General features: G+C 74.1%; 5 protein-coding genes. 4 read left to right on the top strand and 1 reads right to left on the bottom strand.

Going from position 1 to position 4463, the window contains the following annotated elements; translation table 11 throughout:
- From ACFV0Q_RS38755 to ACFV0Q_RS38740, 4 genes are all read left to right on the top strand, one after another.
- On the top strand, positions 1-916 hold a 916-nt coding region (locus tag ACFV0Q_RS38755), incomplete at its 5' end, for an aldehyde dehydrogenase family protein (protein ID WP_385012432.1).
- 40 nt (positions 917-956) lie between these two features.
- Complete coding sequence (locus ACFV0Q_RS38750) at positions 957-1178, top strand: hypothetical protein (RefSeq protein ID WP_385012430.1); 222 nt, start codon at positions 957-959, stop codon at positions 1176-1178.
- Between the two features lie 53 nt (positions 1179-1231).
- On the top strand, positions 1232-2482 hold the full coding sequence (locus ACFV0Q_RS38745) for a TerD family protein (RefSeq protein ID WP_385012428.1): 1251 nt from the start codon (positions 1232-1234) through the stop codon (positions 2480-2482).
- A 103-nt stretch (positions 2483-2585) separates the two neighbouring features.
- Positions 2586-2762, top strand: coding sequence for a hypothetical protein (locus tag ACFV0Q_RS38740; protein WP_385012427.1), 177 nt, complete (start codon positions 2586-2588; stop codon positions 2760-2762).
- A 46-nt stretch (positions 2763-2808) separates the two neighbouring features.
- Here ACFV0Q_RS38740 and ACFV0Q_RS38735 read toward each other — a convergent pair whose 3' ends face one another.
- On the bottom strand, positions 2809-4257 hold the full coding sequence (locus tag ACFV0Q_RS38735) for an alkaline phosphatase PhoX (protein ID WP_385012425.1): 1449 nt from the start codon (positions 4255-4257) through the stop codon (positions 2809-2811).
- Between the last annotated feature and the right edge of the window lie 206 nt (positions 4258-4463).

Genomic DNA, 4463 nt, shown 5'->3' with positions numbered 1-4463 from the left:
GCGCCACCCCCTCGTCACGGCCGCCGGATTCACCGGTTCCATCCGGGGCGGACGGGCCCTGTTCGACGCGGCCGCCGCCCGCCCGGTCCCCATCCCCTTCCACGGCGAGCTCGGCTCCCTCAACCCCGTCGTGGTCACCCCCGCGGCCGCCGCCGAGCGCGCGGAGGAGATCGGCACCGGGCTCGCGGGCGCCGTCACCCTCGGCGTGGGCCAGTTCTGCGTCAAGCCGGGCCTGGTCCTGGTCCCCGAGGGGCCCGACGGCGACCGGCTCACCGGCGCCCTCGCGAAGTCCCTCGGGGAGACCGGGCCGGGGGTCCTGCTCGACCACCGGATGCGGGAGAACTTCCTCGCCGGGGTCCGCGAGCGGGCCGCCCTGCCCGGCGTCACCGCGCCCGTCCTGCCGGGGCCCGGCGGGGAGCACGCCGTCGGCGCGGGCTACGTCGGCGTCCGGGCCGCGGACCTGCTGCGGGGCGGGGCCTACGAGGTGCTCCTGGAGGAGTGCTTCGGCCCGGTGACGGTCGTCGTCCGCTACGCCGACGGGCCCGAGGCGGCCGGGGTGCTGGGGCTGCTCGGCGGGAACCTGAGCGCCACCCTCCAGCTGGCGGCGGCCGAGACGGAGGGCACCGGGAGTCCCTCCGGCTCCCCGTCCGCCGCCGAGCTGATCGCGCTGGTCACGGAGCTGGCCGGACGGATCGTGGTCAACGGCTGGCCGACGGGGGTCGCGGTGGCCCCGGCCCAGCACCACGGCGGCCCGTACCCGGCGGCCACCTCCCACTCCACTTCCGTCGGCGGTACCGCCATCGAGCGCTGGCTGCGCCCGGTGGTGTACCAGTCGGTACCCGACGCGCTGCTCCCGCCCGAGCTGCGCGAGGCCAATCCGCTGGGGGTGCCCCGCCGGGTGACCGGAGGCCGCTAATTCCGTTGCCGCTCCGCCCGCGGCGGGGCAGGCTGCGCCCATGCCGAAGCCGCACGGGTTCTCGTACGAGACACGCAACGACAGCACCGTCCTCATCACCCACCAGGGCCGCGCCGCGGGCACCCTGCGGGGCGGCCGGGCCGAGAAGTTCCTCGCCGAGGTGGAGGCGGGGGACGCGCAGCTGGTGATGGCCCGCTGGACCGGCTCCTACAAGTTCGGCAACGAGCGCACGGCCCGGAACCACCCCCGCAACCGCCGCTGAAATCTCCAGCGAGGGTAAGGGAACGGCAAAGCGGCTCCGGTCGTTCTTGGGGCATGACCGCTATGACCCCTGGTTCCAACCTGCCGCTCAATACCGTCCGCGTGACGGTGGACGTGGCTGCCCCGGTGCGGCTCGACGTATCGGGCCTGCTCCTCACGGCGGACGGCAAGGTGCGTTCCGACGCCGACTTCATCTTCTACAACCAGCCGTCCGGGCCCGGTGTGAGCTACCGGTCCGGCGGCGGGTCGGCGCCCGACTCGATCACCGTGGACACCGGCGCGCTGCCGCCCGGCATCGAGCGGATCGTGGTCACCGCCAGCCCCGATGCCGCCGGGCAGAGCTTCCAGGGCGTCGAGCCCACCGCCACCGTGCGGGACGCGGCCGGCGGAGCGGTGATCGCCACCTTCACCCCGCCCCGGCTGGGCGCGGAGACGGCGCTGGTGGTCGTCGAGATCTACCAGCGCGGCGGCGTGTGGAAGGTGCGCGCGGTCGGCCAGGGGTACGCCAACGGCCTCGCCGGCATCGCGACCGACTTCGGGGTCTCCGTGGACGAGGAACCCGCCGCTGCCGCCGCCCCGGCTGCTCCGGCCGCCCCGCCCGTGCCCCCGGCGCCGCCCGCCCCGCCGGTCTCCCACCCGGTCTCCCCCTGGCTCGGCGGCCCCGCGCCCGCCCAGGCCGCGCCCGCCGCGCCGCCGGCCGCCCCGGCGCCCGCCCCCCTCGGCGCCGGGAAGATCAACCTCGACAAGGGCCGGGTCAGCCTCCAGAAGAACCAGACGGTCTCCCTGGTCAAGGGCGGCCGCCCGCTGTTGTCCCAGGTCAAGATGGGTCTGGGCTGGGAGCCCGCGTTCCGCGGCGCCGACATCGACCTCGACGCCTCCGTCATCGCCTACGGCCCGCAACGCAACCACATCGACAGCTGCTACTTCGGCAAGCTGTCGATCCTGGGCGGCGCCATCAAGCACTCCGGCGACAACCTCACCGGTGAGGGCGCCGGGGACGACGAGGTGATCGTCGTGGACCTCGGCCGGCTCCCCGCCGAGGCCACCGGCCTGGTCTTCACGGTGAACTCCTTCTCCGGCCAGAAGTTCACCGAGGTCGCCAAGGCCTACTGCCGGCTCATCGACGCGGCGAGCGGCGAGGAGCTGGTGCGCTTCGACCTCACAAGTGCCGAGCCGCAGACCGGCGTCATGATGGCCAAGCTCATCAAGCAGTTCTCCGGCGAATGGGAGATGACGGCCCTGGGCGACTTTGTGAAGTCCCGCACAGTGCGCGGCATGGTCAAGCCCGCCTCACAGGCACTCTGAGCAGGTGGGCGGGCACATGGCCCAACCGGGGGCGGCGGCCGGGTGATGGATGCCACCCGTAATCCGGAGGTGGCTGTCAGTGCCCGCCCGTAGCCTTGAACCCATGCAGAAGACACTCCAGCCCGCGGGACCCGCGCGCCCGTCCGCCGCCGAGGCGAACGAGGCGATACGGCTCCTCGTCGAGACCCGGGTGGATGGCGAGTGGCCTGCGCAGGCGTACGAGTTCCTGCTCGAGGAGTGGGCCGCCGCCTCCCGCAAGGACATCTCCGCGGACTGGTAGGGCCGCGGACCGGCAGGCCCCGCCCGGGCGGGCGGGGCCCGGCGCGTCAGCGGGTGCGCCGCCAGGGTCCGGTGATGGCCAGCATGATGCCCGGCTCCTGGATGTTGGCGTACAGGGTCCGGCCGTCCGGGGAGAAACAGACCCCGGTGAACTCCGAGTACTCGGGGCTCTCGGCGGTCCCGTTGTTGAGCTCGTTGCGCGCCAGCGGGTACACCCGGCCCGACTCGGTGGCCCCCAGCAGGTGTTGGATGCCGCTGCCGTCCTCGGCGATGACCAGGCCCCCGTACGGCGACACGGTGATGTTGTCGGGGCCGTCGTAGCCGCCGTCGGCCGCCGGGTCGGCGTTCACGCCGATCAGGACGACGAGGCGGATGGTGCGCCGCTTCGGGTCGTAGAACCACACCTGGCCGTCGTGCGCGGCGCCCGGGCTCTCCTCACGGGCGTACGAGGAGACGAAGTACGTGCCCCCGTCGGCCCACCACATGCCCTCCAGCTTGCGCGCCCGGGTCACGGCGCCCGCCCCGAACTGCTTGCGCACCGGCACGGTCCGCGCGTCGCGGTCGGCCACGGCCACCCAGTCGACCCCGTAGACGGTGCCGGTCTTCGTCGCGCGCGAGAGGTCGTCGACGAAACGGCCCGAGCTGTCGAAGCACTTGGCGGCGGCGAGCACCCCGGCGTCATCGGCGAGGGTACGCAGCTTGCCGCGACCGTGCCGGAATCCGTGCGGCGGGGTCCAGCGGTAGAGCAGCCCGTTGGGGCCGGAGGCGTCCTCCGTCAGGTAGGCGTGGCCCTGGCGCGGGTCGATGACCACGGCCTCGTGCGCGTACCGGCCGAAGGCCTTGACGGGCTTCGGGGCGCGGTTGGCCCGGCGGTCGTGGGGGTCGACCTCGAACACGTAGCCGTGGTCCTTGGTCATGCCGTTCTTGCCGGCCAGGTCCTCGGTCTCCTCGCAGGTCAGCCAGGTGTCCCAGGGGGTGGCCCCGCCCGCGCAGTTGGTCGACGTACCGGCGATGCCCACCCATTCGGCGACCTCGCCGCCGCGCCGGACCTCGACGACCGTGCAGCCGCCGGCCGCGGCCGGGTCGTAGACGAGGCCCTCGGTGAGCGGGACGGGGTGCGTCCAGCCGGCGCGCGGGCCCTTCAGCTCGTGGTTGTTGACGAGGAGGGTGACGCCGTGGTGCCCCTCGAAGGCGGCGGTCCCGTCGTGGTTGGAGGGGGTGCTCTCGCCGGAGTCGAGGCTGGTGACACCGCTGTGGGTGATCACGCGGTAGGTGAACCCGGCGGGCAGCGCGAGCAGTCCGGCCGGGTCGGGCAGGAGCGGCCCGTAGCCGGGGGCGTGCGGGCGGCCGTGCTCGTCGCGACCCTCCTGGTGGGGGCCGTCGTCGGCGGCCAGGGCCCCGGGGGCGGTGGCGAGGGCTCCGACCGTTCCGGTGAGGGCGACTCCCGCTCCGGCGATGACGGTGCGGGCGGTGAAGTCTCTGCGGCTGAGGGGCATCGGGTCTCCAGGGGTGGGGAGGTGGTGCGCCTGACGTACGGTCGTCGGCGCACACGCTCCCGCCCGTACGTGAACGGCGGCTGAACTACCCGCGAATGCCGCCCGATCCCTTGCCGGTGGCCGCAATGGCCTACTCCCGCCACTCGAACGGCCGAGTTGCGACCCGCCGGCCGGAGCACCGGCGCAGTCCCCGCCGGGACTCCGGC

This window comes from Streptomyces sp. NPDC059564 (genome assembly GCF_042735575.1).
Taxonomy (GTDB): Bacteria; Actinomycetota; Actinomycetes; order Streptomycetales; family Streptomycetaceae; genus Streptomyces.
The sequence above is the reverse complement of the archived record's forward strand: the minus strand, read 5'-3'. Positions and strand labels throughout refer to the sequence as shown.